Genomic DNA, 232 nt, shown 5'->3' with positions numbered 1-232 from the left:
ACCAGCTGGAGGTGGAGCACCACGTGCTCGCGTCCACTGTGGAGGCTGGCGTGCCGGCCGCCGTCGAGGGCCGTGCCATGATCTGCAAGAAGCTGGAAATGTTTCCAGTGGAGTGCATCGCCCGTGGCTACCTCACAGGTTCCGGGTTGGCTGAATACAAGGTGTCCCGCACCGTCTGCGACATCCCGCTGCCCGAAGGCCTCGTTGATGGTTCGCGCTTGGAGAAGGCGCT

The 232-nt window shown here is 63.8% G+C and carries 1 protein-coding gene; it reads left to right on the top strand.

Annotated elements, in window-relative coordinates; genetic code table 11:
* Window positions 1–232 (top strand): phosphoribosylaminoimidazolesuccinocarboxamide synthase (locus tag SB679_RS26485; protein ID WP_410705430.1); only part of this gene is annotated, 232 nt, incomplete at both ends.

The sequence above is a fragment of the Chryseobacterium sp. SIMBA_029 genome (assembly GCF_046535275.1).
In the GTDB taxonomy this organism is placed as follows: Bacteria; Bacteroidota; Bacteroidia; order Flavobacteriales; family Weeksellaceae; genus Chryseobacterium.
This window is presented reverse-complemented; position numbering and strand designations above follow the sequence as displayed.